The sequence below is a fragment of the Pseudomonas sp. Pseusp49 genome (assembly GCF_059491875.1).
The window spans coordinates 4,048,293-4,072,428 of the sequence record NZ_CP168514.1 but is presented as its reverse complement, the minus strand read 5'-3'; the positions used below and the strand labels follow the sequence as shown (position 1 = coordinate 4,072,428).

Here is a 24,136-nt window from a genome sequence, read left to right as displayed (position 1 = left end):
ACGATGCATTGAGCAGGAGCCGGCCCACGCCAGCTCCTGCCGCATGCCATCAAGCCTTGATCACATACCCATACGCCCGGGTACGACCGTCTTCCTGCTTCAGGTACACCCCTTGCAACTCCGGCGTGAAGCCGGGCAAGCGGTTGATGCCTTCCTCCAGCGCCAGGAAGTATTTCAGCACCGCGCCCCCCCAGATTTCACCCGGCACCACGCAGAGCACGCCCGGTGGATAGGGCAGCGCACCTTCAGCGGCGATACGCCCGTCCGCATCGGCCAGCGCCACCAGTTCGACGTTGCCGCGGATGTACTCGATTTGTGCTTGCTGCGGGTTCATGGCCTTTTTCGGGAAGTGTTCCTTGCGGAACATGTCCTTCTGCAGTTGCTGCACGTTGTGGTGGCGATACAGGTCGTGCATTTCCTGGCAGAGCTGGCGAATGGTGTAGTTGCGATAGCGCTCCTGATGCTGCGCGTAGATGGCCGGCAGCACCCGGCTCATCGGCGCGTCGTCGCTGATGAAGCGTTCGAAGCGGGCGATCTGGGCGGCCAGGTGGGTCATCTTCGCCCAGTCTTCGGCCGGGGTGAGCAGGAACAGGATCGAGTTGAGGTCGCATTTTTCCGGGACGATGCCGTTCTCGCGCAGGAAGTTGGCGAGTATGCCCGCGTGAATGCCGAAGTCGGTGTAGCTGCCGTCCACCGGGTCGATGCCTGGCGTGGTGAACAGCAACTTGCACGGGTCGATGAAGTACTGCTTCTCGGCGTAGCCGGCAAAGGCGTGCCAGCGGTCCTTGGGATGGAACTCGAAGAAGCGGATGTCGCTGGCGATGTCTTCCGTTGGGTAGTCTTCCCAGGCGCGCCCTTCGATGGTGTCCGGCACGAACGGGCGGACCATGGTGCAGGCTTCGAGAATCAGCTTGCGCGCTTCGATGCCGAACTTCACGCAGTCTTCCCACAGGCGCAGGCCGCTGCGGCCGGAGTGGATGCGCGCATTCACATCCAGCGAGGCGAACAGCGGGTAGAAGGGGCTGGTGGAGGCCTGGGCCATGAAGGCGTTGTTGAGCCGGTGGTGGTTGCAATAGCGGGCCTGGCCCTTGATGTGCCGGTCTTTCTTGTGCACCTGGGAGGCCTGGGAAAAACCGGCCTGCTGTTTGTGCACCGATTGGGTGACGAAGATGCCCGGGTCGTTTTCGTCAAGGTCGAGCAACAGCGGCGAGCAGTCTTTCATCATCGGGATGAACTGCTCGTAGCCGACCCACGCCGAGTCGAACAGGATGTAGTCACACAGCTTGCCGATGCGGTCGACCACTTGCCGGGCGTTGTACACGGTGCCGTCATAGGTGCCCAACTGAATGATCGCCAGGCGGAATGGCCGTGGCAGTTGGGCCTTGTCCGGAGCGACTTCGGCAATCAGTTCGCGCAGGTAGTCTTCTTCGAAACAGTGGGCGTCGATGCCGCCGATGAAGCCGTAGGGGTTGCGCGCGGTTTCCAGATACACAGGCGTGGCTCCGGCCTGCAGCAACGCGCCCTGGTGGTTGGACTTGTGGTTGTTGCGGTCGAACAGCACCAGGTCGCCCGGGGTCAGCAGGGCGTTGGTCACCACTTTGTTCGACGCCGAGGTGCCGTTGAGCACGAAGTAGGTCTTGTTGGCGTTGAACACTTGCGCGGCGTGTTTCTGCGCCAGTAGCGCCGGGCCTTCGTGGATCAGCAGGTCACCGAGCTTGACGTCGGCGTTGCACATGTCGGCGCGAAACAGCGTCTCGCCGAAGAAGTCGAAAAACTGCCGGCCGGCCGGGTGCTTGCGAAAGAACTGGCCGCCCTGGTGACCGGGGCAGGCAAAGGTCGCGTTGGCCGCTTCGGTGTACTTCTTCAGTGAGTCGAAGAAGGGCGGCAGCAGGCTGTCTTCATAGGCTCGGGCCGCTGTTTCCAGTTGGTTGCCATGGTACTCGGCGTTGGCACGGGTGAGATCGAAAATGCCGTTCACCTGCAGCAGCACGTCCGTCAGGTGCTTATAGACTTCCCGGGGACGGTTGGCTGAATCCGGCGAGGCCACCAGGAATATCGGAATGTCGAAACCGGTGCGCTGAATGGCACCCAGGGCGCCGGCCATGACGTCATTGACAGACACCACCGCCACGGCGACGTTGGTGAAATCGGTCTGGCTGAGCGCTACCACTTCCCGAGCGTTCTTGAAGCTTGCGGCAGCGCCATCGCTGGCGGCTATTTTCAGGGGTTTCATCGTGGCGTCTCCAGGCGGGCACTCAATTGTCCGCAACTTTTTAAGAGATCAACTTCCGAGGGAGCCTTCCAGTTCCCCATCATCGGAAATCGTGTCACCACTGGTTATAGAGCATTTTCCTGATCTGTCAGCCTTTTACCGCGACCTTGCACATCTTGACGCCTCACGACCTGTCGGTCAGGCGTGTACCAGCGCAATGGTGAACGAGACCACGATCATGCACGCAAAGGCAAAATTGATATTCATGAGGTTTCCATCCAGGACATGAGCGATGGCGCCATCTTGAACAGCTCAGGGGAAAATAAAAAATTCGCTGTAATGATTTGAAAGATCGAAAAAAATGATACCGGGCCGGTTCGTTGTTTTTGCCGGGGGTTGCGGATACTCTCATGCAACACGCAGTTACACGCATAAACGGGCAAAAACATGCAAGACAACCATTCGGCTGCCGAAATGCCGTCAGTGCGCCGGCAAAAAATCCTGTTGATCCTCGAACGCGACGGCAAGGTCATGGCCTCGGAGTTGAGCCAGCATTTCGCGGTGTCCGAAGACACCATCCGCCGCGATCTGGCGGAACTGGCCAGTGCCGGCCTGGTGCAGCGGGTGCACGGCGGGGCGTTGCCGCGGCCCAAAGACACGGGCAAGGACTATTTCACCCGGATCAGCGAAACCGATGAGGTGAAGACCCATCTGGCGCAACTGGCTGCGCAACGGGTGCAGGACGGCCAGATCGTGGTGTTCGATTCCGGCACCACCACCTTGCAGATCGCGCGTTCGCTGCCGGCGGAGGTCGCCATCACCGCGATCACCGCATCGCCGATGACGGCCATTACCCTGTCCGAATACAAAGGCATCAAGGTGATTCTGGCCGGCGGCCAGCTCAACCCGGCGACGATGTCGGCCAGCGGCCACGAAACCCTGCGGCTGTTGGCGGGCATCAAGGCCGATCTGCTGTTTACCGGGGTCTGCGCGATTCATCCGCAGGTGGGCTTGAGCTCACTGCACTTTGATGAAGTGCCGGTGAAGCAGGCGATGCTCGATTGTGCGTCCCATGTGATTGCCGTCACCACCGCCGATAAGCTGGGCGCGGTGGAACCCTTTGTCGTCGCGCCTTGCAACCGTGTGCACACGCTGATCACCGAACGGCATGTGGCGTCTGGCAATGTCGAGGACTACCGGGTGTTGGGGATTGAGGTGGTGCAGGCTTGAGCATTTTTTGCTGGCAGGTGTGTTGAATGTGCCGGCCCCTTCGCGAGCAAGCCCGCTCCCACAAGGGTTATTTGTCAGCCTCAAAATTTGTGGTCGACATAAATCCCTGTGGGAGCGGGCTTGCCCGCGAAGAGGCCAGTACAAACAACATCAATGCCGGATTGTGCAGCCAATGCCTCAGCGCAATCGCTCAAGCATCTGGTAGTACCACATCCCGGCAGCCAGCATCGGGTTGCCCAACAGGTCGCCCATGGGCACGCGGATGTGCTGGCAGGCGGCGAAGGTGTCGAACTGCTCCATTTGTCCTGTGATCGCGCGGCCCATGATTTCACCCATGATGTGGGTGGTGGCGATGCCGTGGCCGGAGTAGCCCTGGCAATACCAGACGTTGTCCGACAGCTTGCCCAGTTGCGGGATACGGTTGATCACGATGCCCATCGCGCAGCTCCACTGGTAATCGATGGCCACGCCTTTGAGCGCCGGGAAAGTCTGCTCGATGCACGGGCGCAGCTCGGCGGCGATGTCCCGTGAGTCCTTGCCGCTGTAGTTGGCGCCGCCACCGAACAGCAGGCGACCGTCAGCGGTGAGGCGGTAGTAATCGAGCACGAAGCGGCAGTCGTAGACCGCCAGGTCTTCGGGGTTGATCTGCCTGGCCAGATCGCCCAGCGGCGCGGTGGTGACGATGCCGCCCATGGCCGGGAAAATCTTGCCCTTGAGCTTGCCCGGTTCCAGCTTGTGGTAGACGTCGCCGGCCAGCAGCACCTGGTTGGCGTCGATGTGCCCGTGGGCGGTGCGTACGCCAGGGCTCTTGTGAAGGCCATCGCCGTGGATGATCTCCAGCACTTCGCTGTTTTCGAAGATCAACGCACCCAGGCTTTCGGCAGCGCGGGCTTCGCCGATGCACAGGTTCAACGGATGCAGGTGCATGTTGCGGGTGTTCTTGATCGCGCCGTGGTAGAGGTCGCTTTGCAGCAGGTCGCGCACCTGGCTGCGGTCGAGCAGGCTGACTTCATCACCCATGCCACGGCGCACCGCCTCGTCGTAATCCTTGCGCAAGCCGTCCATGTGCGCGGGTTTGTACGCGGCGTGCAGGTGGCCGTGCTTGAGGTCGCAGGCGATGCCGTATTTTTCCACGCGCTGCTTGATGATCTGATGCCCGCGCCAGCGCAGGTTCCAGATGAAATCGTCGACTTCATCGCCGATGGAGCGGCGCATCTGTTTGCGCATGGCTTCGTCGCCCGACAGGCTGCCGGTGACCTGGCCGCCATTGCGCCCGGTGGCGCCCCAGCCGATCTTGTGGCTTTCGACGATGGCGACCTTCAGGCCTTTTTCCGCCAGCTCGACGGCGGTGGCCACGCCGGTGAATCCGCCGCCGATGATCACCACGTCAACCTTGTGCCGGCCTTGCAGCGTCGGGTAATCGGTGTCCTGGTTGAGGGTGGCGGTGTAGTAGGAATTGCAACGTTGAGTCATGTCGGTGTCCACGCGAAATTGAAAGAAACTCAATGCCGGTCAGGCGAGCGCAGTCATTGTGGGAGCGGGCTTGCTCGCGAAGAGGCCCGCACATCCAACACATGTGGTGACTGACACACCGCCTTCGCGAGCAAGCCCGCTCCCACAGGTTCTGTGTATGGCTGAGGAGGGTGAAAGAAGGGCGCTCGCCGATCAGGCGAGCCGGGCGCTATCCGGCGGACGTGCGGAGTGACGCAACTTGGAACGGCGCAGGGCCATGGGCAGGTTGACGATGCGCTTCATGCAATGCCGTCCGCAGCCAGCAGCGAGGTGGCCTGGATCGAAATGTTCAGCAGTGACGGCAAAGTACGCATGGCGCAGGTTTCCGGCGGCGGAAAATCGTCGGTGGCGAGTAGTACAAGCCATCCGGGGATGGCTGGATACTAGGGAGGATTGGGGCGCGTGTAAATGTTTGATTCAGAACATCAGGTGCACCACCAGCCCGATCAACCCGCAGCCGATCAGCACCTCGATCACTCCGCGCTTGAACCGCAGCAAGGCAATGCCCGCCACGATGGCGATCAGCAGCGAAGGCCAGTCCAGTCGTCCTTCGAAGCCTTTGGGCCACAGCACGTGATAGGCAAAGAAGCACGCCAGATTGAGAATCACGCCCACCACGGCGGCCGTAATGGCCGTCAGTGGCGCGGTGAAGGTGAGTTCGTTGTGCGTCGATTCCACCAAGGGCCCGCCGGCGAGGATGAACAGGAACGAAGGCAGGAAGGTGAACCAGGTCACCAGCGTGGCGGCCACGGCACCGGCGACAAAGGCTTGATCCGGGCCGAAGACTTGATGCACATAGGCGCCGATGAAGCCGACGAAGGCGACGACCATGATCAACGGACCTGGGGTGGTTTCACCGAGCGCCAGGCCGTCGATCATCTGCGTCGGCGTCAGCCATCCGTAGTGACCGACCGCGCCCTGGTACACATACGGCAGCACCGCGTAGGCACCGCCAAAAGTCAGCAGCGCCGCCTTGGTGAAGAACCAGGCCATCTGGGTCAGCGTGCCTTCCCAGCCGAACAGGGCGGTGAGCGTGGCCATGGGCAGTGTCCACAAGATCGCACCGATCACCGCCAGACGCGCCAGTTTCAAACCGTTGAACCGGGCGTGTTCAGGGGACGGGGTGTCATCGTCGATCACCGCCGGGCCGTAGGATTTTTTCGTTGCGCCATGGCCACCGGTCCTGAATTTTTCCGGTGCCAGTCGCCCGCCGAAGTAACCGATGACCGCCGCCCCGAGCACGATCAACGGAAACGGCAGGTTGATCACGAAGATGGCCACGAAGGACGCGGCGGCGATGCCCCATAACCAGGCATTCTTCAGCGCCCGCGAGCCGATCCGGTGAGCCGCCTGCACCACGATGGCCGTGACCGCCGGCTTGATCCCGTAAAACAGTCCGGCGACCACGGGCACCTCGCCAAAGGCGATGTACACCCAGGACAGGGCAATCAGGACGAACAACGACGGCAGCACAAACAGCACACCAGCGATCACGCCGCCCCAGGTCCGGTGCATCAGCCAGCCGATGTAGGTCGCCAACTGCTGAGCCTCGGGCCCGGGCAGCAACATGCAGTAGTTGAGGGCGTGCAGAAAGCGTCGCTCGGAGATCCAGCGCCGGCGTTCGACCAGTTCCTGGTGCATGATCGAAATTTGCCCGGCCGGCCCGCCGAAACTGATGAAACCAAGCTTGAGCCAGAACAGGAAGGCTTCGCGCAGGCTGATGGTCCGGGGCTGGGGCACAGCCTGTTGCGTGATCGGGGAGGGCGTGGGGCTCAAGCGCGGGTTCCTTGTGCAGGGAAACGTTGAGCCCGTGACTGTAGCTATGCCGGAACGCGTTGCATAGCCGCCTCTTGTGGCGTATCTGCCCAGCGCTCGACAGCGGATCGGTCGCTGTCCCGGGCATCGACCCAGCGTGCACCGCCCGCCACGTTTTCGCGCTTCCAGAACGGCGCGTCGGTTTTCAGGTAGTCCATGATGAACGCACAGGCCTCGAAAGCGGCCTGGCGATGCGGGCTGCTGACGCCGACAAACACGATCGGCTCGCTGATCGACAACGGGCCGATCCGATGCACGATCTGCACGGCCCGCAGTGGCCATCGGGCCCGGGCGTTGTCGATGATCTTTTGCAGCGAGCGTTCGGTCATGCCCGGGTAGTGCTCCAGAAACAACCCGGCGACCGCCTCACCCTGATTGATGTCACGCACATAGCCGACGAAGTTGACCACGGCCCCCACGCCCGGATCGTTGGCCTGCAGGCTGGCGATCAGCCGGCCGACGTCGAACACTTCACGCTGGACCCGAACCGTCATGTCTCAGCCCCCGGTGACCGGTGGAAAAAAGGCGATCTCGTCAAAGTCCTCGATCACCCGGTCCGGATGGCACAGCTCCTGGTTCAGCGCACACATCAGGTTGTTTTCACCGAGCACCTGGCGCCACAGCTCGCCGCGAGCCATCAGCAAGCGGCGCACGTCTTCGATGGTCCTGAGGCTGTCGGTCAGGGGCAGTTTTTCACCGCCCAGGTTGAGCTGCTCGCGGTAACGGGCGAAGTAATTGATCAGGATCATTGTGCGTCCTCGAACTTGAAATGACCTGAGCGGCCACCCTGTTTACTGAGCAGGCGGATGTCATCGATGACCATGCCCCGGTCCACGGCCTTGCACATGTCGTAGAGGGTCAGGGCCGCCACACTGACGGCGGTCAGGGCTTCGAGCTCGACCCCGGTCTGGCCCTCGACGCGGCAGGTGCCGAGGATTTTCACGCTGTCCGGTGTGCAGGCCTTGAGTTCGACATGGATCGAACTGAGCAACAGGGTGTGGCACAGCGGGATCAGCTCATGGGTCTTTTTCGCCGCCATGATTCCGGCGATCCGCGCCACGGCAAAGACGTCGCCCTTGGGGTGGCCGTCGCTTTGAATCAGCTTCAGGGTTTCCGGGCGCATCCGCACCCAGGCCTGGGCCTGGGCTTCACGCTGCGTCGGGGGTTTTTCGCTGACATCGACCATGTTGGCGCGACCCTGGTTGTCGAGGTGGGTCAGGCCGTTGGGCGATGCATTTGAAATGTCTGTCATGGGAGGTTCCTGCGCTGGCCGGCGCGGTGATCAGGTGAAGGCATCATGCCGGGCTGTAAATGCGTGGCGCGTTGCGGTGGGGGACGTGAATCAGGTTGAGGCGATGCTTGATCGCCCATTGCACGGTCAGGGCGGTGGGCGCCGACAGGCTGACGAGCGTGCCGAGCCGGGCCCTGACCGCCTTGTGGATCAGCTCCAGGCTGCAACGGCTGGTGACCACGGTGAAGCCACTGCGGCTGTCGATGCCGGCGTGTTGCAGGGCACCGATCAACTTGTCCAGCGCGTTGTGGCGGCCAATGTCTTCGCGGCAAATCAGCGCGTTGCCTTCGCTGTCGAAGTACAGTGCTGCGTGCAGGGCGCCGCTGCTGCGGGCCATCTGTTGGGCCTGTTCGATGCGGTGGCGGATGTCGATGAAATGCTCGGCGGGCGGCAGGGCAACCGGCTCGAGAATCTCCAGTTTCGGCAGGGCCTGCTCCAGCGCCTCCACGCCGCACAGTCCGCAGCCACTGGTGCCCGCCATTTGCCGACGATGGTTCTTCAGCGCCCAGAACGCGCGGCTGGAGATCTGCACATCGGCTTGAACGGCCTGGTCGAAGTGGGTGAGGCGCAGGTCGTAGATTTCACTCTGGTCCTCTACGATGTCGTTGCTGACGCTGAACCCACGGATGAAATCTTCGAGGTTGCCCGGCGAGACCATCATCACGGCCTGGCTCAAACCGTTGTAGGTGATCGCCAATGCGATCTCTGCGGCCAGCGCCGCCTGACAGACTGATGCGCCTTTGTCGTACTCGCGAAAGTTCACACTCAAGGGTTTGGGGGCGGGTGCGTTAGTGTCGCTTCGATCATCGGTTTGTTCAACTTTGCACAACATGAAAAGAACCTCGAAGCGCTGAATTAAGTTCAGGCTACGGGTAACTTTTCAAAGCGTCCAATCGCTTGTTCCGATGCGCCGATTGGTGATGTCTATCACGCCGGGCAAACATGCCCGGTGCGGTTTTATATAAAACCGAAACTTGATCAGTCGGTCCGGCTGAACAGGGTTCGTGCTTCGGCGAAACACTTCTCGGCAATCGCCGAACGTGGCTCGGTCTTGCGCATCACCAGGCCCAGGGGTGCGAGCACGCTGGCATCGGGCAATTCGATGAACGACAGGTGTTCGATGGGCTCTTCCAGGCCACTGTCCAGCGGCATGATCGCGCAGCAGAAACCTTCGTGGATCGCCTGCAGCAACTGGTAGGTCGAATCGCTTTCGAGGATCGGCTGCGGGTCCAGTCCGCGGCTGCGAAAGCTCAGGTCGATGGATTTGCGGTAGTGCATGCCGTTGCTGAGCATCCCCAGCGGCAGTTCGGCGGCGTCCTCCCAGCTCATTTGCGTGCCGTCGAAATGGAAGTGGCGGGTGTCGTACAACAGGCCGACGCGGGTCTCGCCGATCTCGAAATACTCGAAATAGCTCGGGTTGACGTGGTCGAGGTAGCACACGCCCAGGTCCAGCTGATTGTTGCCCAGACCCTCGATGATCTGGTCGGAACTCAGGGACGACAGGCTGTACTTGAGCTCGGGAAAGCTGCGGGACAGGCCCTGGATGTAGGTGACCGGGTTGAAGCTGCTGAGCGGCACCAGCCCCAGGCGCAGGTTACCCACGAGCTGGCCCCGGCACGCGGCGGCCTCGGCGAACAGCCCGTCGTGGGCAGCCAGCAGGGTCCTGGCCCAGGCCAGTACACGCTCGCCGGCCTCGGTAAAACCTTCGAAGCGCTGGCCCCGGGTGACCAGTACCAGGTCCAGTTCATCTTCCAGGTTGCGCAGGCGCATCGACAGGGTGGGCTGGGTGATGTGGCAGCGCGCGGCCGCCTGGCCGAAGTGGCGGGTCTGCTCCAGGGCGATCAGGAACTTGAGTTGTTTGATGTCCATGACGGCACCTGCTGGCGGGGGAGTGAGGGGTTAAGTATTGACTCAGGTGTGCAAGACACAAGGCGAGGCGCAAACATGAGGTGCGGACGATCTCACTGTCTTTGGCGTGCGTCCAATCACTGTTGTTTAAGGGGTTATCGATGGGCTCTATCACTGATGCTTTTTTCCGGTCTTTTTATATTGATAGAGCGCCTCGATAGTCTGGTTGGTTAGAGTGATTAGACACGGCTTGATTTATAGAATTAGTCTCCGGAAGTCATCTAACTTAGCTATCTAATTCATGCCTGCCGGAGAACCCCATGAGCGTCAAACCGGATGCCTTGTTTATACCTTTGAATATTGCCGTGCTGACGGTCAGCGATACCCGCGAATATGCCAATGACACTTCCGGCCAGCTACTTGTCAGCCGTCTGCTGGAAGCCGGCCACACCCTCAGCGAGCGCAACCTGCTCAAGGACGACCTGTACAAGATCCGCGCCCAGGTGGCGAACTGGATTGCCGACGACGGCATCCAGGTGGTGCTGATCACGGGCGGCACCGGGTTCACCGGCCGCGACAGCACCCCCGAGGCCGTGGCCTGCTTGCTGGATAAACAGATCGATGGCTTCGGTGAGCTGTTCCGGGCGATTTCGATCCTCGATATCGGCACCTCAACTGTGCAGAGCCGGGCGCTGGCCGGGTTGGCCAATGGCACGCTGGTCTGCTGCCTGCCGGGTTCCACGGGCGCCTGCCGCACCGCCTGGGAAGGCATCCTTGCCGAGCAACTCGACGCGCGTCACCGGCCGTGCAATTTCGTGCCGCACCTCAAGCCTGTGCAAGCCTGCGGGACGCGCGGATGAGCGCTTCACCCTTGATGCCGGTAGAGGACGCCATCGACCGTTTACTGACAATGGCCGAGGCGCAGTGGATTGAAGACAGCGAAGCCGTGCCGCTCAGTGCCGCCAGGCAACGGGTATTGGCCAATGACCTGCTGGCGACCCTCGATCTGCCGCCGTGGCCCAACAGCGCCATGGACGGCTATGCCCTGAATGTCGAGGGTTGGGACGGGTCACCGCTGGCCGTGTCGCAACAGGTGTTTGCCGGTCAGGCTCCCGAAGCCCTGGCGCCGGGAACCTGTGCGCGCATCTTCACCGGCGCACCGGTTCCGCCGGGTGCCGACTGCGTGGAGATGCAGGAGAACACGCAGGTACTGGATGACGGACGCATCCGCTTCAAACAGCCCCTGAGTGCTGGCAGCAACATCCGTCCGCAAGGCCAGGAGAACCGCGTCGGCGATGTGCTGCTGCGTGCCGGCAAGCGCCTAGGTCCGTTCGAACTGGCGGTCGCTGCGGCACAGGGCTGCACCCATGTGCAGGTGGTGCGCCGACCACGGGTGGCGTTGCTGTCCACCGGCGATGAACTGGTCGAGCCGGGCAATCCCCTTAAGCCCGGCGGCATCTACAACAGCAACCGGACATTGTTGAGCCATTGGTTGAGTGCCTTGGGTTGCGAGGTCATCGATGCCGGCATTCTTCCCGACGAACCCCGCCAGACGCGGCTCAAGCTCGAACAGCTGCAACACACGGCAGACCTGATGCTCAGCACGGGCGGTGTGTCCGCCGGTGACGCCGACTGCCTCGGCCAGGTGCTGCGCGAGTGCGGCAAGCCGCTGCTGTGGAAACTCTCGATCAAACCCGGCAAGCCATTGACCGTGGGCCACTTCGGCCGCGTGCCGGTGATTGGCCTGCCGGGTAATCCGACATCGGCGTTGGTCACTTTCGGCCTGTTGGCCCGGGCTTATCTGTTGCGGATTCAGGGTGTGGAAGAGGTCGAGCCGTTGAGTTTCCCGGTCAGTGTCGGCTTTGCCTGGCCCAAACCCGGGAGTCGCCGCGAATACCTGCGGGCGAAACTCGAAGGAGGGAGAGCGGTGCTCTATCCGAACCAGAGTTCAGGCGTGTTGCTGGGTGCATCCTGGGCGGACGGGCTGGTGGAAGTGCTTGAGGGCTGCGCACTGAAAGTGGGCGACACAGCGCGGTTCATACCCTTCAGCGAACTGTTCTGAATTCAGCAAACATACTGTGGGAGCGGGCTTGCCCGCGAAGAGGCCGGCACATCCAACAGAGACGTCGACTGACCTGACGCCTTCGCGAGCAAGCCCGCTCCCACAGGTTCTGTGTGTTTCTTTAGTGTCAGTTCAACACGAAATCCACCGGTTCCAGTTGCGGCGGCAACTCCGTCACGCCCAGTGCCGCCAGCACATCGCGCTCGATGTTGCGCACGATGGCGTCGGTGGGCAGGTCGTTTTCGTCGCGGCCGAAGGGGTCTTCCAGTTCGTCGGCAATCGCATCCAGGCCAAAAAAGGTGTAGCTGACAATCGCGGTGAAGATCGGTGTCAGCCAGCCCAGGGGTTCGGCCATGGCAAACGGCAGGAGGATGCAGAACAGGTAGATGGTGCGGTGCAGCAACAGGGTGTAGGGAAACGGCAGCGGGGTGTGCTTGATCCGCTCACAGACCGCCTGGGCGTGGGTCAGGCCGGCCAGGTGGTTGGCCATGAGCGTGTAGCGCCAGTCGTTGATCGCCCCGGACTCGTTGAGTGTCGAGCACTGCTGACCGACCTGCATCAGGATCTGCCCGCTGATGTCCGTGGTGTTGCCCTTGGGCATCGGGTGCAGCCAGTCGCCACTGGCGGCCAGTTCGTTTTCCTGGCGCAGCCGCGCGTTGAGGGCATGGGCGAAGCCGCACAGGTTGCTGAGGATCGTATGCCGCTCATCCGTGTCCTTGATCACCAGGGTTTCACGAATCATCGAGCGGACTTCGACTATCACATCGCCCCACGCCTTGCGCGCTTCATACCAGCGGTCGTAGCAGGCGTTGTTGCGAAAGCTCATGAAGATCGACAATGACAAACCCAGCAGTGTGAAGGGCGTTGCGCTGACCTTGGAAAAGTAGCTGGGGTGCAAGGTTTCGATGAGCACGATGGCCGAGGCGAGCAATGTCACCATCAGGCTGCGCCAGGCAATGCGCTTGGCAATCGAACCCTTGAGGGACGTCAGCACGCCGATCAGGTTGGGTTTGGGTCTCACGATCATGGGGTTCAGCCGCCCGTCATGTTCATGAAGCGAATGACCTGGACATCGTCGTTCACTTCGAAGTTGTGTCGATAAGGCTTGAGTTTCATCGCCTCGATAATGGCTTGCTCCAGGCGCTCGGGCTGTCCGGGGTGGCTGCGCAAGACAGCCTTGAGATCCACCGAGTGCTCATTGCCCAGGCACAGCAGCAGGCGTCCTTCCACGGTCAGCCGCACCCGGTTGCAGGTGCCGCAGAAGTTGTGGCTGTGGGGGGAGATGAACCCCAGGCGAATCTGCGGCGCCTCGGCCAGGCGCCAGTAGCGCGACGGACCCTGGGTCGACTCGGCGGAATCAATCAAAGTGTAGCGTTCGGCGATGCGTTCGCGGACCTGGGCGCTGGCGAAAAACGATTCGGCGCGGCTGTGCTCGTCGATGGTGCCCAACGGCATTTCCTCGATGAAGGAGATGTCGAGGTTGCGGTCGATGGCGAAGCTCACCAGATCATTGATCTCATGGTCGTTGCGGCCCTTCATCACCACGCAGTTGAGCTTGGTGTTGCGGAAACCGGCCTGGTTGGCCGCGTCGATGCCCTTGATGACCTGCGCCAGGTCACCGGTGCGGGTCAGTTCGCGAAAGCGTTGCGGGTCCAGGCAGTCGAGGCTGATGTTGAGGCGCTTGACTCCGGCCTCGAACAACGGCCCGGCCAGTCTGGCCAGTTGCGAACCGTTGGTGGTCATGCACAGTTCACGCAGGCCGGGCAGGGCGGCGATCTTTTCGCACAACTGCACCACGCCCGGACGAATCAGCGGCTCGCCCCCGGTCAGGCGGATCTTGCGGGTGCCCAGCGCGACGAAGCTTTGCGCCGTTTGATAGATCTCTTCCAGGGTCAGCACCCGTTGGCGTGGCAGAAACTGCATGTCCTCGGCCATGCAATACACGCAACGGAAATCGCAGCGGTCGGTGACCGACATGCGCAGATAGTCCACGCGCCGGGAGAAGCCATCGATCAAGACTCGTTCTGACATGACACCCTCGCTTGGTACTGCATGCGTTGAATGGACATTCCGTTAATCGTGTTTTGCCTTTGTAGGAGCGAGCCTGCTCGCGATGGTCGTTAACGATGACGCGTGCTTACTGGCTGAACGTGGTGCTCTTGAGTCCATCGCGAGCAAGCTCGCTCCCACAGGTATTGCGCAGATAACGGATCTGTTGAGCTCTGCTCGCGATGGTCGTTAACGATTACGCGTGCTTACTGGCTGAACGTGGTGCTCTTGAGTCCATCGCGAGCAGGCTCGCTCCTACAGGTATTGCGCTGTTAATGGATCTGTTGAACGCAGGCTAAGAGCAACTTTAACGGGTGTCCAATCACTATTGACAACCGGGTGATCGAGCGGGTCGATGATGAACTTTGTTTTGTGGTTTAAAGGGCTTTAAGTGATTTCAAGTAATTGATAAACAAGGATAAAAACCCGTGATAGAGCGTTTCGATAATGTGGTCGTAAATAGCGATTAGACAATAATTAACCCCTGTTCATATGCTTTTCTCCGTCAAACGATCAATGGCCTGAATCAGGTCACGGAGAAGTACCATGTCTCAAGTCGACCGCTACAAACCCTACAAAGGTGCCGCCGCCGGTTGGGGTGCACTGATTGCTGTTACCCGGAACTGGCTGGGCAGTGAAAACGCGCTGAAGAACATTCGCGCCATGCTCAAGACCAACCAGAACGGCGGCTTCGACTGCCCCGGTTGCGCCTGGGGCGAGTCGCCGGAAAACGGCATGGTCAAGTTCTGCGAAAACGGCGCCAAGGCGGTTAACTGGGAAGCCACCGGCCGTCTGGTCGACCCGGCGTTCTTCAACAAATACAGCGTCTCGGCGCTGGCCGAGCAAAGCGATTACTGGCTGGAGTATCAGGGTCGCCTGACCCACCCGATGCGCTATGACGAGGCCACCGACCGTTACGTGGAAACCACCTGGGACGAGGCCTTCGCGACGATCGCCCGGCACCTCAATGCGCTGGAATCGCCGGACCAGGCCGAGTTCTACACCTCGGGTCGGGCCAGCAATGAGGCGGCATTCCTCTATCAGTTGTTCGTCCGGGCCTACGGCACCAACAACTTTCCGGACTGCTCCAACATGTGCCACGAAGCCAGCGCGGTGAGCATGATCGAAAGCCTCGGCGTGGGCAAAGGCACCGTGGTGTTCGACGACCTGGAACATGCCGACGCGATCTTCGTCATTGGCCAGAACCCCGGCACCAACCACCCGCGGATGCTCGAACCCTTGCGCGAAGCGGTCAAGCGCGGGGCACAGGTGATCTGCATCAACCCGCTCAAGGAGCGCGGGCTGGAGCGTTTCCAGCATCCACAGCACCCGATCGAAATGCTCATGAATGGCTCCGAGCCGACCAATACCGCTTACTTCCGCCCGGCCCTCGGTGGTGACATGGCGGTCATGCGCGGCATGGTCAAGTTCCTGCTGCAGTGGGAGCGCGAAGCACAGGTGAGCGGTGGCGAGCCGGTGTTCGACCATGCGTTCATCGCCGAACACACTTCGGGAATGGGCGCCTACCTGGGCGAAGTCGACGCCACCAGCTGGGAGCACATCGAGCAGCAGTCGGGCATGCCTTTGGCTGACATCGAACTCGCCGCCCGCATGTACGCCCGGGCCAAGCGCGTGATCATGTGCTGGGCGATGGGCCTGACCCAGCACACGCACTCGGTGCCGACCCTGCAGGAAGTCATCAATCTGATGCTGCTGCGCGGCAACGTCGGCCGTCCCGGCGCGGGCCTGTCGCCGGTTCGCGGCCACAGTAACGTGCAGGGCGACCGCACCATGGGCATCAACGAACTGGCGCCCACCGAGTTGCTTGATGCCCTGGAAAAACGCTTCTCCTTCAAGCCGCCGCGTGAGCATGGCCACAACACCGTGATGGCGATCGGCGCGATGGAGCAGGGGCGTTCGAAAGTGTTTATCGCCCTGGGCGGCAACTTCGCCCAGGCCACCCCCGACACGCCGCGTACCCACGCCGCGTTGCGCAAGTGCGACCTCACCGTGCACATCGCCACCAAGCTCAACCGCAGCCATCTGGTCACTGGCCGTGAAGCGCTGATCCTGCCGTGCCTGGGCCGCACCGACATCGACATGCAGGCCGAAGGGCCGCAAGGCGTCACCGTGGAAGACACCTTCAGCATGATCCACATCTCCCACGGCCAACTGAAACCCAAGTCCAAACACCTGCTGTCGGAACCGGCGATCATCGCCGGCATCGCTGCCGCGACACTGGGCAAGCACCCGATCGACTGGAACTGGGCCATCGGCGACTACGGCCGCATCCGCAACATGATTGCCGACACCATTCCCGGCTTCGAAGACTTCAACCGGCGCTTGCTGCACCCGGGCGGTTTCCACATGCCCAACGATGCAGCCAAACGCATCTGGAAAACCGCCAGCGGCAAAGCCCAGTTCACCCCGAGCGTGCTGCCGGAACATCTGATCAGCGAAGGCGTGCGTAACCTGGCGGTCAAGCCGCACCTGATTCTGCAGACCATGCGCTCCCACGATCAGTACAACACCACGCTCTATGGCCTGGATGACCGTTATCGCGGGGTCTACGGCATGCGCGACGTGGTGTTCGCCAACGAGCAGGACATTCGCCGGCTGGGTTTCGAACCGGGGCAGAAGGTCGACCTGGTGGCGCTGTGGGACGACGAGCGCGAGCGTCGGGTCAGCGGTTTCACCCTGATCGCCTACGACATTCCGGCCGGTCAGGCGGCGGCGTACTACCCGGAGACCAATCCGCTGGTGCCGCTGGAAAGTTACGGTGACCGCACCTTCACCCCGACTTCCAAGTTCGTCGCCATCCGGCTGGAACAGGCCAGGGCCAGCAACCTGATTTCGACGTCCGCCGCCTAGCACTGGGGCGCTCACCGTTCACTGTGACTGTAGGAGCCGGCTTGCCGGCGATAGCGGTTCGTCAGGCGACACCTGTGTCGATGGCCATTGCGCAATCGCCGGCAAGCCGGCTCCTACAGGTTTATCTCCTTTAAAGCCTCGATGAGGATTTCGACATGTTCAATCTGGAGGCACTGGACCTGGCGCGGATGCAATTCGCGTTCACGGTTTCGTTCCACATCATCTTTCCCGCCATCACCATCGGGCTGGCCAGTTTCCTGGCGGTGCTCGAAGGGCTGTGGCTGAAGACCCACAACGACACCTACCGCGATCTCTACCATTTCTGGTCGAAGATCTTCGCCGTCAACTTCGGCATGGGCGTGGTCTCGGGGCTGGTCATGGCCTACGAGTTCGGCACCAACTGGAGCCGCTTCTCCGACTTCGCCGGCAGCATCACCGGGCCGTTGCTGACCTATGAAGTGCTCACGGCGTTCTTCCTCGAAGCCGGTTTCCTCGGGGTCATGCTGTTCGGCTGGAACCGGGTAGGGCGCGGCTTGCACTTCTTTTCGACGGTGATGGTGGCCATCGGCACGCTGATTTCGACCTTCTGGATTCTCGCCTCCAACAGCTGGATGCAGACGCCCCAGGGTTTCGAGATTGTCGACGGGCGCGTGATGCCGCTGGACTGGCTGGCCATCGTGTTCAATCCATCGTTCCCGTACCGCCTGGCGCACATGGCGATTGCCGCGTTCGTGGCCACTGCGTTCTTTGTCGGCTCGTCGGCGGCGTGGCACCTGCTGCGCGGCAACGACACCAAACAAGTACGCAAGATGCTGTCGATGGCGCTGTGGATGGCCTTGATCGTCGCGCCGATCCAGGCCGTGGTCGGTGACGCCCATGGCTTGAATACCCTGGAGCATCAACCGGCGAAGATCGCCGCCATCGAAGGGCACTGGGAAAACAACGGTAGCGAAGCGACGCCGCTGGTGCTGTTCGGCATCCCGGACATGCAGGCCGAGAAAACCAAATACGCCATCGAAATCCCCTACCTGGGCAGCCTGATCCTGACCCACAGCCTCGACAAGCAGATCCCGGCGCTCAAGAGCTTCCCGAAAGAGGATCGCCCCAACGCGACGATTATTTTCTGGAGCTTCCGCGTCATGGCCGGGCTGGGCATGTTGATGGTGCTGGCCGGCGTGCTCGGCCTGATCCTGCGCCGCAGCGGTGCCATCTACCGCAACCGCTGGTTCCTGCGCCTGATGCTGTGGATGGGCCCAAGCGGCCTGATCGCCATGCTCGCCGGCTGGATCACCACGGAAGTGGGGCGCCAACCGTGGGTGGTGTATGGCCTGCAACGTACTGTGAATGCCGCGTCCAATCACAGCGTCACCCAGTTGAGCCTCTCGTTGGCGTTGTTCGTGGTGATCTACTTCTCGGTCTTCACGGTGGGTATCGGCTACATGATGAAACTCGTGGCCAAGGGGCCCAAACCCCATCACGAGCATACGCCTGCGGGGCATTCCGATCAGGTCATCACACCGCGCCGGCCGCTGTCCGCCGACGCCGAAATCCTCGAAACCGGCGCCCGCGTCAATTGAAAGAAGGGAGTTGAGTCATGGGTATTCAAGGTATCGATTTATCGCTGATCTGGGGCGTGATCATCGCCTTCGGCGTGATGATGTACGTGATCATGGACGGCTTCGACCTGGGGTTGGGCATTCTGTTTCCGCTGATCCCGGATGCGCAGGAGCGCGATGTGATGATGAACACCGTGGCACCGGTCTGGGACGGCAACGAGACCTGGCTGGTGCTGGGCGGCGCGGCGCTGTATGGCGCGTTCCCGCTGGCCTATTCGGTGATCCTGGAGGCGCTATACCTGCCGCTGATCCTGATGTTGTGCGGCTTGATCTTCCGTGGCGTGGCGTTCGAGTTTCGCTTCAAGGCCAGCCCTGAAAAGCGGCATGTCTGGGACATGGCGTTCATCGGCGGCTCGCTGTTGGCGACTTTCTCCCAAGGCGTGGTGATCGGCACTTACATTGCCGGTATCCCGGTGGTCGACCGCCAGTTCGCCGGTGGTTCGCTGGACTGGCTGGCACCCTTTCCATTGTTCTGCGGAGTCGGCCTGATCGTCGCCTATGCCCTGCTCGGCAGCACCTGGTTGCTGGTCAAGACCGAAGGCATGCTCGAATCGCGCATGCGCCTGTTCACCCGGCCCCTGGCCTGGCTGCTGTTGGCGGTGATCGGCGTGATCTGCGTGTGGACGCCGATCCTGCATCCGGACATCGCCACGCGCTGGTTTGCCCATGCGCACCTGGCGGTGTTCGGTGGCCTCGCGGTGCTGGCCTTGCTGGCGATGTTCGGCTTGCTCAAGACCCTGCGCCAACGCCACACCCATTGGCCGTTCGCCTTCACCCTGATGCTGGTGTTCCTGGGCTACATCGGTCTGGCGTTCAGTATCTGGCCGAACATCGTGCCGCCGTCGATCAGCCTGTGGGCCGCGGCGTCACCACCGACCAGCCAGTTGTTCATCCTGATCGGCGCGCTGTTCATCCTGCCGATCATCCTGATGTACACGGTCTGGAGCTACTACGTGTTCCGCGGCAAAGTGAGGATTGGCGATGGCTACCATTGAGACCCGTGAACCGGCACCGGCGCCTTGGTACAAGCGCCTGGGGTGGCTGGTGTTGATCTGGCTGGGCAGTGTGGTTGCGTTGGGGGTGGTGGCGGGGGCGTTGCGGATGTTGATGCAGGCGGCGGGGATGAGTAGTCACTGAGGTTCACTGCGAAAAAAGAAACCCGGAGCTCATGACAGGGCTTCGGGTTTTTTGTTGGACAGGCTGTGTGATTTTCTCCGATACGGACTTGATTCTTCAGTACCTTTCAATGGCTCTCAATGAAGTAGGCTGAAACCCTGAGTGCGATCAGGGAAAAAAACAAAACGAACAAAATAATCACCGGAATTATCAAAAGATTCTTGTAGTGCCTTGGAAGGTTTTTCACTTCTTTGGCATCAACAACGCCTCTTCGAGCGCTGAGTGCGGGCACCATCAATACCATGGCAATAACGCCGCCGCGCATGACCTTGCCGATCAGGCCGCCCGCTGAAAATGCGTCTCTGGTGGTTTTTATAAAAGAGCAATTGGGTAGACGTTCTTCGATGGCGTCAACGTACTTGTGTGCGATGAAGGCGACAGCGAAACAAGTGAATATCATCGGCGCCAGTATCAATCCGGCAATCAGGCCTATCGGGATGCTTGTCATTTTTTAACCGCTCCATTTTCCTGTTTCCGTCCTGCCCATCACCAGCGGCAACTTCAACCTATCTTGTCAGTGTGAAGTTACTCCGCTCTCCGAAGTGTTCATTGACCAAAAAGAACCCCCAATGCAATCGCTTCGGGGGCTATGGCACTCACTGCGCCCCAAACATCGCCGTCCAGTAAATCCCCGCATCGCTCTTCGGATCGGTCGCATACGCCGCGCCCAGTTCGCGGAATTGCGGGTTCATTAGGTTGGCGCAGTGGCCGGGGCTGGTCAGCCAGCCTTCGACCACCTTGTGCGCGGTGTCCTGCCCGGCGGCGATGTTTTCGCCGATCTGCTGGAAGTCGTAGCCGGCCAGTTCCGCGCGGTCGCCCGGGGTGCGGCCGTCGCGGTCCTTGTGGTCGAAATAGTTGTTGTTGGCCATGGAACGCGAGTTGCCTTCGGCGGCGCTGGCCAGTGTGGCGTTCCAGGTCAGCGCTGGCGCGGCGGCGAAGGATTGCGCGCCGCACTGGCGTGGGCGGGTGCGTGCGGCGTTGAGTTCGGTGAGCAGCTTCTGGCCTTCGGTCTGGGCATCGCCCAGGCGTGCGCTCAACAATGGCCGAGCGACCACGATGCGCCATTGCCGGTCCTGGCGGCTGACGCCGACATCGACGAACTGCGGGTCGAGGACGATCTGGCAAAAACTCTCCTGGATCGCCTTCATCGCCGCGGCTGCATCGCGAGGTCCGGACAGGCTGATGGCCTGCACGTTTTTCATCGGATAACCGGCAGCGGCCATGGCCTGTTGCAGATCACCGATGCTCGGGGCGCTCAGCACCAGGCGCGGGTCGGCCGACAGCGGCGGCAGTTCCGATGACACCTGGCCGGCACAGCGCTGCAGTTGGCTGCGGTAGAGGTTGATCGATTCGATCAATTGCGCTTCGTCCGCCGCCATGGCGTTGGCGGCACATACCAGGCCCAGTGACAAACCGGCCAGGCGCATTGCGGATGAGATGAATCCCATGAAAATCCCCCTTGAGCAGATGGCGCTCATGATGCGCGAAGTTGGCCCATTTAAGACAACGGATTTATCCAGAGTGTAGTGGGGTGGGCGAAATCATTTCACTACTACACTGAATCGAATCGCTCACCGAGTGACACCGACCATGCGCTTCGACTGGATCGCCACCTGCCTTGCCCTCACGCTGCTTGCCGGCCCGGTATCGGCTACGGATCAAGATCAAAAAAAGGAATCGGCCGAGAACAAGGCCGAGGTGCTGGAGCAGAAGGCTGCCGAGAATAAAAACCCCGCAACGGAACCCAAGGTCGAAGCCATTACCCCGTCCGAGGTCCAGGCCGTTGACCCGGCGGGTGCCGCACCGCTGGACGATGCGATCACGTGCCTGGCCCGTTCCATTTACTGGGAAGCCAAGGGCAAGGACGCTGCCGACATGGAGGCGGTGGCCAATGTGGTCATGAATCGCCTGGGTCACGAGGGCTTTCCGGACACGGTGTGCAAGGTGGTCAAGCAGGGATCGGAAACCAGGAGCTGTCAGTTCTCCTGGTGGTGTGACGGAAAATCCGATTCGGTCCAGGAGGAGGTGCCGTATGCGATGGCCAAGGAAATCGCGCGCAAGGCCCTGAACAAGGAGTTGCCGGATCGCACCCAGGGTGCCTTGTATTTCCATGACCGTACGGTCAAGCCGGATTGGGCCAGGGAATACATCAAGACCGTGGATATCGGCTTGTTCCGCTTTTACAAACCCCATGACGGATCGGCCAGATAGCAGCGGTGATTTCGGCCAAATATTTTATTTTTTTTAAAGTCGCGCGAGGTGTTATCGAAACTGAAATGTTTCTGTTTTATAAGCTTCATAACGTAACCGTGCGCGAATGACGCGATAAGCAGGAACTACACATGCAGCGGATGAGGGTCTGGATCAGTAATCTCGCGCCGATCAAGGCGCTGTCGACGGCGTGCCTGCCATGACCGTCCTGGTCACCGGTGCCGCCGGTTTCATCGGTTTTCATACGATCCAGCGCTTGTGCCGCGAGGGTCAGGACGTCGTCGGTATCGACAACCTCAACGACTACTACGACGTGGAACTCAAGCACGCACGTCTCAAGGTGCTGGAGACTTTGCCGGGTTTTCGCTTCCGGAAACTGGACATCGTCGACAAACCGGCCCTGATGGACCTGTTCCGCGACCATGGTTTTACCGAGGTGGTGCACCTGGCGGCGCAAGCCGGGGTGCGATATTCGCTGGACAACCCGGATGTCTATGCCCAGTCGAACCTGGTGGGTTTTCTCAATGTGCTGGAAGCCTGTCGGCACCATCGCCCCGAGCACCTGATCTACGCCTCGAGCAGTTCGGTGTACGGCACCAACAGCAAGATGCCGTTCAGTGTCGAGGACCCTGTCGAACATCCCGTATCGCTGTACGCCGCCAGTAAGCGTGCCAATGAACTGTTGGCCGAAAGTTACTGCCATTTGTATGGCTTGAAAGCCAGTGGCCTGCGCTTTTTTACCGTCTACGGCCCGTGGGGCCGCCCGGACATGGCGCTGTTCAAGTTTACCGACGCCATCCTCAAAGGCCTGCCCATCGACATTTACAACCAGGGCCAGATGTCGCGCGACTTTACCTACGTCGACGACATTGTCGAAGGCATCGCCCGACTGCGTCCAAAGCCTCCGGTGCCGGAAGGCGGCGCCGCTGGCGTCAACCGGCTCTTCAACATCGGGCGTGGCAAACCGGTGGCGTTGCTGGATTTCGTCGAGTGCCTGGAGTCGGCCCTGCATCTGCAGGCCCGACGCAACTACCTGCCGATGCAGGCCGGTGATGTGGTCAAGACCTGGGCCGATGTCTCGGCACTGGCCGAGTGGGTGGGCTTCAGCCCGCAGGTGACGCTGGAAACCGGCGTCGCAGAATTTGTGCGGTGGTATCGGCAGTTCTACCGGATTTGAAGCGTTCGCCTCTGATCTCGAAAAAATCATAAAAGGCGAGAGGGACCCCATGAGCCAAGACATTTTTGTATCCGTACTGATTCCCGCCAAGAACGAAGCGAACAACCTCAAACCGCTGCTTGAGGAAATCCGCGTGGCGTTGGCCCATGAGTCGTACGAAATCATCGTGGTCGACGATGGCAGCACCGATGCGACCCTGCAGGAACTGCGGCAGATCCGCCACGACGGCTTGAACACCCTGCGCATCCTCCATCACGAGCGGTCGCTGGGGCAGAGCACGTCGCTGTACCACGCCGCCCGCGAGGCCCGCGGGCAATGGCTGGCGACCCTCGATGGCGACGGCCAGAACGACCCGGCGGACATCCCCGGGATGCTGGCGCTGGTGCGCGGCGAACCGGGCAAGGTCGATGTGCAACTGGTCGCCGGGCACCGGGTCAATCGCCGCGACACTGCGAGCAAACGCTACGCCTCGCGGTTCGCCAACAACCTGCGCCGGCGCCTGCTCAAGGACGCCACCCCGGACACCGGTTGCGGACTGAAGCTGATCGAGCGCGCGGCGTTCCTGCGCTTGCCGTACTTCGACCACATGCACCGCTTCATTCCGGCGCTGATCCAGCGTCACAACGGGCGCATGATCGTGCACCCGGTCAACCACCGGCCGCGCACGGCCGGGGTGTCGAAATACGGCAACCTCGACCGCGCGCTGGTCGGCATTCTTGACCTGATCGGTGTCTGGTGGCTGATCAAGCGCACGCGGCTGAACACCATTGCCCAGGAGCTCGAAGGATGATGCTGACCCGTGAAACCCTGTGGCTGGTGGTCGGTTTTGTTGGTCAGATCGCCTTTACCGGGCGGTTTGTCCTGCAGTGGCTGTACAGCGAGTACAAGAAGCGCAGCGTGATCCCGACCAGCTTCTGGTACCTGAGCATCGTTGGCAGTTCCTTGCTGCTGGCCTACGCCATCTACCGTCAGGATCCGGTGTTCATCGCCGGGCAGGCCTTTGGCTCCATCGTCTATTTTCGCAACCTGCAATTGATTGCCAAAAGCCGCAGCGTGAAGGAATAAA

The 24,136-nt window shown here is 61.1% G+C and carries 23 protein-coding genes; 11 read left to right on the top strand and 12 right to left on the bottom strand.

Going from position 1 to position 24,136, the window contains the following annotated elements; translation table 11 throughout:
- Positions 1-49 precede the first annotated feature (49 nt).
- Positions 50-2,233: an ornithine decarboxylase SpeF gene (gene speF / locus ACEN83_RS18150; protein WP_495577954.1), complete on the bottom strand. Its 2,184-nt coding sequence runs from the start codon at positions 2,231-2,233 to the stop codon at positions 50-52.
- Between the two features lie 426 nt (positions 2,234-2,659).
- Here speF and ACEN83_RS18145 point away from each other — a divergent pair, with 426 nt between their 5' ends.
- On the top strand, positions 2,660-3,442 hold the full coding sequence (locus ACEN83_RS18145) for a DeoR/GlpR family DNA-binding transcription regulator (RefSeq protein ID WP_495577953.1): 783 nt from the start codon (positions 2,660-2,662) through the stop codon (positions 3,440-3,442).
- 177 nt (positions 3,443-3,619) lie between these two features.
- On the opposite strand, the gene ACEN83_RS18140 is transcribed toward ACEN83_RS18145, so the two are convergent.
- From ACEN83_RS18140 to ACEN83_RS18110, 7 genes are all read right to left on the bottom strand, one after another.
- A complete protein-coding gene (locus ACEN83_RS18140; protein ID WP_495577952.1) occupies positions 3,620-4,915 on the bottom strand; it encodes an NAD(P)/FAD-dependent oxidoreductase in 1,296 nt (431 codons plus the stop codon).
- A gap of 456 nt (positions 4,916-5,371) precedes the next feature.
- Positions 5,372-6,730: a chromate efflux transporter gene (chrA, locus tag ACEN83_RS18135; RefSeq protein ID WP_495577951.1), complete on the bottom strand. Its 1,359-nt coding sequence runs from the start codon at positions 6,728-6,730 to the stop codon at positions 5,372-5,374.
- A 44-nt stretch (positions 6,731-6,774) separates the two neighbouring features.
- Positions 6,775-7,263, bottom strand: coding sequence for a molybdopterin synthase catalytic subunit MoaE (gene moaE, locus ACEN83_RS18130; RefSeq protein ID WP_495577950.1), 489 nt, complete (start codon positions 7,261-7,263; stop codon positions 6,775-6,777).
- Between the two features lie 3 nt (positions 7,264-7,266).
- Positions 7,267-7,518, bottom strand: coding sequence for a molybdopterin converting factor subunit 1 (moaD, locus tag ACEN83_RS18125; RefSeq protein WP_095967284.1), 252 nt, complete (start codon positions 7,516-7,518; stop codon positions 7,267-7,269).
- A complete protein-coding gene (gene moaC, locus ACEN83_RS18120; RefSeq protein WP_116583034.1) occupies positions 7,515-8,021 on the bottom strand; it encodes a cyclic pyranopterin monophosphate synthase MoaC in 507 nt (168 codons plus the stop codon). The genes moaD and moaC overlap by 4 nt, the downstream gene beginning before the upstream one ends.
- Positions 8,022-8,064: 43 nt before the next feature.
- Positions 8,065-8,892, bottom strand: coding sequence for a formate dehydrogenase accessory sulfurtransferase FdhD (gene fdhD / locus ACEN83_RS18115; RefSeq protein WP_495577949.1), 828 nt, complete (start codon positions 8,890-8,892; stop codon positions 8,065-8,067).
- A 146-nt stretch (positions 8,893-9,038) separates the two neighbouring features.
- Positions 9,039-9,929 carry a LysR family transcriptional regulator gene (locus ACEN83_RS18110; protein ID WP_218486096.1) on the bottom strand — a complete coding sequence of 297 codons (891 nt, stop codon included), beginning with the start codon at positions 9,927-9,929 and terminating at the stop codon, positions 9,039-9,041.
- Positions 9,930-10,228: 299 nt separating this feature from the next.
- Here ACEN83_RS18110 and moaB point away from each other — a divergent pair, with 299 nt between their 5' ends.
- On the top strand, positions 10,229-10,768 hold the full coding sequence (gene moaB / locus ACEN83_RS18105) for a molybdenum cofactor biosynthesis protein B (RefSeq protein WP_007976036.1): 540 nt from the start codon (positions 10,229-10,231) through the stop codon (positions 10,766-10,768).
- Positions 10,765-11,970: a molybdopterin molybdotransferase MoeA gene (locus ACEN83_RS18100; RefSeq protein ID WP_495577948.1), complete on the top strand. Its 1,206-nt coding sequence runs from the start codon at positions 10,765-10,767 to the stop codon at positions 11,968-11,970. Before moaB ends, ACEN83_RS18100 begins: the two co-directional genes overlap by 4 nt.
- A gap of 127 nt (positions 11,971-12,097) precedes the next feature.
- On the opposite strand, the gene ACEN83_RS18095 is transcribed toward ACEN83_RS18100, so the two are convergent.
- Both ACEN83_RS18095 and moaA read right to left on the bottom strand, forming a co-directional pair.
- Positions 12,098-12,997, bottom strand: a complete 900-nt coding sequence (locus ACEN83_RS18095; protein ID WP_015095535.1) for a bestrophin family protein — start codon at positions 12,995-12,997, stop codon at positions 12,098-12,100.
- Positions 12,998-13,002: 5 nt separating this feature from the next.
- Complete coding sequence (gene moaA / locus ACEN83_RS18090) at positions 13,003-14,001, bottom strand: GTP 3',8-cyclase MoaA (RefSeq protein ID WP_495577947.1); 999 nt, start codon at positions 13,999-14,001, stop codon at positions 13,003-13,005.
- A 564-nt stretch (positions 14,002-14,565) separates the two neighbouring features.
- Between moaA and ACEN83_RS18085 the strand changes: the two genes are divergently transcribed.
- From ACEN83_RS18085 to ACEN83_RS18070, 4 genes are all read left to right on the top strand, one after another.
- Positions 14,566-16,890 carry an FdhF/YdeP family oxidoreductase gene (locus ACEN83_RS18085; protein WP_495577946.1) on the top strand — a complete coding sequence of 775 codons (2,325 nt, stop codon included), beginning with the start codon at positions 14,566-14,568 and terminating at the stop codon, positions 16,888-16,890.
- A gap of 155 nt (positions 16,891-17,045) precedes the next feature.
- Positions 17,046-18,467, top strand: coding sequence for a cytochrome ubiquinol oxidase subunit I (locus ACEN83_RS18080; RefSeq protein ID WP_495577945.1), 1,422 nt, complete (start codon positions 17,046-17,048; stop codon positions 18,465-18,467).
- 17 nt (positions 18,468-18,484) lie between these two features.
- Entirely contained in the window at positions 18,485-19,501 is a 1,017-nt protein-coding gene (gene cydB / locus ACEN83_RS18075) for a cytochrome d ubiquinol oxidase subunit II (protein WP_495577944.1), read from the top strand.
- Complete coding sequence (locus ACEN83_RS18070) at positions 19,488-19,643, top strand: DUF2474 domain-containing protein (protein WP_495577943.1); 156 nt, start codon at positions 19,488-19,490, stop codon at positions 19,641-19,643. The genes cydB and ACEN83_RS18070 overlap by 14 nt, the downstream gene beginning before the upstream one ends.
- Positions 19,644-19,749: 106 nt before the next feature.
- On the opposite strand, the gene ACEN83_RS18065 is transcribed toward ACEN83_RS18070, so the two are convergent.
- Complete coding sequence (locus tag ACEN83_RS18065) at positions 19,750-20,130, bottom strand: hypothetical protein (RefSeq protein WP_495577942.1); 381 nt, start codon at positions 20,128-20,130, stop codon at positions 19,750-19,752.
- A gap of 148 nt (positions 20,131-20,278) precedes the next feature.
- Positions 20,279-21,130: a CAP domain-containing protein gene (locus ACEN83_RS18060; protein ID WP_495577941.1), complete on the bottom strand. Its 852-nt coding sequence runs from the start codon at positions 21,128-21,130 to the stop codon at positions 20,279-20,281.
- Between the two features lie 142 nt (positions 21,131-21,272).
- On the opposite strand from ACEN83_RS18060, the gene ACEN83_RS18055 reads away from it, so the two are divergent.
- The 4 genes from ACEN83_RS18055 (at position 21,273) to ACEN83_RS18040 (ending at position 24,135) form a co-directional block, all read left to right on the top strand.
- Complete coding sequence (locus ACEN83_RS18055) at positions 21,273-21,893, top strand: cell wall hydrolase (protein ID WP_495577940.1); 621 nt, start codon at positions 21,273-21,275, stop codon at positions 21,891-21,893.
- A 199-nt stretch (positions 21,894-22,092) separates the two neighbouring features.
- Positions 22,093-23,070, top strand: coding sequence for an NAD-dependent epimerase (locus ACEN83_RS18050; protein WP_116582758.1), 978 nt, complete (start codon positions 22,093-22,095; stop codon positions 23,068-23,070).
- Positions 23,071-23,119: 49 nt separating this feature from the next.
- A complete protein-coding gene (locus tag ACEN83_RS18045; RefSeq protein WP_104447479.1) occupies positions 23,120-23,860 on the top strand; it encodes a glycosyltransferase family 2 protein in 741 nt (246 codons plus the stop codon).
- Positions 23,857-24,135 (top strand): lipid-A-disaccharide synthase N-terminal domain-containing protein, encoded by a 279-nt coding sequence (locus ACEN83_RS18040; protein ID WP_116582759.1) that lies wholly within the window; start codon positions 23,857-23,859, stop codon positions 24,133-24,135. Before ACEN83_RS18045 ends, ACEN83_RS18040 begins: the two co-directional genes overlap by 4 nt.
- Position 24,136: the final 1 nt, after the last annotated feature.

Excerpts from the sequence above, each read along its gene's own strand:
- ACEN83_RS18065 (WP_495577942.1), bottom strand. The coding sequence starts at position 20,130 with ATGACAAGCATCCCGATAGGCCTGATTGCCGGATTGATACTGGCGCCG.
- moaB (WP_007976036.1), top strand. The coding sequence starts at position 10,229 with ATGAGCGTCAAACCGGATGCCTTGTTTATACCTTTGAATATTGCCGTG.
- ACEN83_RS18085 (WP_495577946.1), top strand. The coding sequence starts at position 14,566 with ATGTCTCAAGTCGACCGCTACAAACCCTACAAAGGTGCCGCCGCCGGT.
- ACEN83_RS18070 (WP_495577943.1), top strand. The coding sequence starts at position 19,488 with ATGGCTACCATTGAGACCCGTGAACCGGCACCGGCGCCTTGGTACAAG.
- ACEN83_RS18050 (WP_116582758.1), top strand. The coding sequence starts at position 22,093 with ATGACCGTCCTGGTCACCGGTGCCGCCGGTTTCATCGGTTTTCATACG.
- moaE (WP_495577950.1), bottom strand. The coding sequence starts at position 7,263 with ATGACGGTTCGGGTCCAGCGTGAAGTGTTCGACGTCGGCCGGCTGATC.
- ACEN83_RS18110 (WP_218486096.1), bottom strand. The coding sequence starts at position 9,929 with ATGGACATCAAACAACTCAAGTTCCTGATCGCCCTGGAGCAGACCCGC.
- moaA (WP_495577947.1), bottom strand. The coding sequence starts at position 14,001 with ATGTCAGAACGAGTCTTGATCGATGGCTTCTCCCGGCGCGTGGACTAT.
- ACEN83_RS18145 (WP_495577953.1), top strand. The coding sequence starts at position 2,660 with ATGCAAGACAACCATTCGGCTGCCGAAATGCCGTCAGTGCGCCGGCAA.
- ACEN83_RS18095 (WP_015095535.1), bottom strand. The coding sequence starts at position 12,997 with ATGATCGTGAGACCCAAACCCAACCTGATCGGCGTGCTGACGTCCCTC.
- ACEN83_RS18080 (WP_495577945.1), top strand. The coding sequence starts at position 17,046 with ATGTTCAATCTGGAGGCACTGGACCTGGCGCGGATGCAATTCGCGTTC.
- fdhD (WP_495577949.1), bottom strand. The coding sequence starts at position 8,892 with ATGTTGTGCAAAGTTGAACAAACCGATGATCGAAGCGACACTAACGCA.
- ACEN83_RS18045 (WP_104447479.1), top strand. The coding sequence starts at position 23,120 with ATGAGCCAAGACATTTTTGTATCCGTACTGATTCCCGCCAAGAACGAA.
- ACEN83_RS18060 (WP_495577941.1), bottom strand. The coding sequence starts at position 21,130 with ATGGGATTCATCTCATCCGCAATGCGCCTGGCCGGTTTGTCACTGGGC.
- ACEN83_RS18100 (WP_495577948.1), top strand. The coding sequence starts at position 10,765 with ATGAGCGCTTCACCCTTGATGCCGGTAGAGGACGCCATCGACCGTTTA.
- moaD (WP_095967284.1), bottom strand. The coding sequence starts at position 7,518 with ATGATCCTGATCAATTACTTCGCCCGTTACCGCGAGCAGCTCAACCTG.
- speF (WP_495577954.1), bottom strand. The coding sequence starts at position 2,233 with ATGAAACCCCTGAAAATAGCCGCCAGCGATGGCGCTGCCGCAAGCTTC.
- cydB (WP_495577944.1), top strand. The coding sequence starts at position 18,485 with ATGGGTATTCAAGGTATCGATTTATCGCTGATCTGGGGCGTGATCATC.
- ACEN83_RS18055 (WP_495577940.1), top strand. The coding sequence starts at position 21,273 with ATGCGCTTCGACTGGATCGCCACCTGCCTTGCCCTCACGCTGCTTGCC.
- ACEN83_RS18040 (WP_116582759.1), top strand. The coding sequence starts at position 23,857 with ATGATGCTGACCCGTGAAACCCTGTGGCTGGTGGTCGGTTTTGTTGGT.
- ACEN83_RS18140 (WP_495577952.1), bottom strand. The coding sequence starts at position 4,915 with ATGACTCAACGTTGCAATTCCTACTACACCGCCACCCTCAACCAGGAC.
- moaC (WP_116583034.1), bottom strand. The coding sequence starts at position 8,021 with ATGACAGACATTTCAAATGCATCGCCCAACGGCCTGACCCACCTCGAC.